This window comes from Polynucleobacter sp. 39-46-10, from assembly GCF_002282275.1.
Genome location: NZ_NCJB01000570.1, coordinates 1 through 1,015 on the forward strand (window position 1 = coordinate 1; position 1,015 = coordinate 1,015).

At 46.0% G+C, this 1,015-nt stretch carries 2 protein-coding genes and 1 pseudogene; all 3 read left to right on the top strand.

Features of this window, described 5'->3' with window-relative positions; genetic code table 11:
• Window positions 1–201: aminotransferase class IV (locus B7X71_RS17800; protein WP_293601719.1), on the top strand; the 201-nt coding region annotated here is incomplete at its 5' end.
• Window positions 202–210: 9 nt separating this feature from the next.
• A complete protein-coding gene (locus B7X71_RS17805) occupies window positions 211–771 on the top strand; it encodes an NUDIX hydrolase (RefSeq protein WP_293598108.1) in 561 nt (186 codons plus the stop codon).
• Window positions 772–862: 91 nt separating this feature from the next.
• Window positions 863–1,015 (top strand): annotated as a pseudogene (locus B7X71_RS17810) (leucyl/phenylalanyl-tRNA--protein transferase); the annotation flags it as partial.

Below are 1,015 nucleotides of genomic sequence, written 5' to 3' on the forward strand. Positions count from 1 at the left end.
AGTATTTTTATTAAGTCAGGAAGTCGCTGGCTTACACCCCCAGTCTCTTCAGGTCTTCTTCCAGGAGTGATGAGATCAATCATCTTAAATAATCCAGAATGGAATGCCCATGAAGCTAACCTGACTATTGAGGATGTTCTCAATGCAAAAGAGATTATGCTTAGCAACGCCTTACGCGGTCATATTTCCGCCCATTTTTAGAAAGCCTGCATGAAGTTTTGCTCTCAATGCGCATCACCAATTAGCATCAAGATTCCTGCAGATGATTCACGGGAGCGTCATGTATGCGACTCTTGCGGCGTCATTCATTATTTCAACCCCCGCAATGTAGTGGGCTCTATTCCAGTCTATCGCGATCAAATTTTATTGTGTCGTCGCGCAATTGAACCAAGACATGGCTTTTGGACCCTGCCAGCTGGCTTTATGGAGCTAGGAGAAAGCACTACAACCGGTGCAGCCCGAGAGACACAAGAGGAGGCTGGCGCGATTGTTCAAATTGGCCCACTTTATTCACTGCTCAATGTGCCGCATGCAGAGCAAGTACATCTTTTTTATCTCGCCACCATGAGTTCACCAGACTTTCATGCTGGAGAAGAAAGTCTAGAGGTTGCACTATTTGATGAAAAAGATATCCCCTGGAGTGATATCGCCTTTCCAACAGTCAAGCAGACTCTAGAGTGGTTCTTTGCTGATCGTGCTGCGGGGGTGTTTGATACAAGTAAAGAGTTTAGCGTGCGCAGTAGAGATATTCTTCCAACAGAAAAGATCTAGACGCAGCAAGTTTATGAGCAATATCAACTGGCTAGGGTCTCAGGATGAATTTCCGAATCCACTGAATTGCCCAGACCCTGATCCAACAGTGCCAGGTTTAATTGCAGTCAGTGAGCGAATTTATCCAGGGCAACTGGAACGCGCCTATCAGATGGGAATTTTTCCATGGTACTCAGACAACCAACCCGTGCTCTGGTGGTCGCCTAATCCCCGAATGGTATTAAAGCCCACTCACTTTAAATGT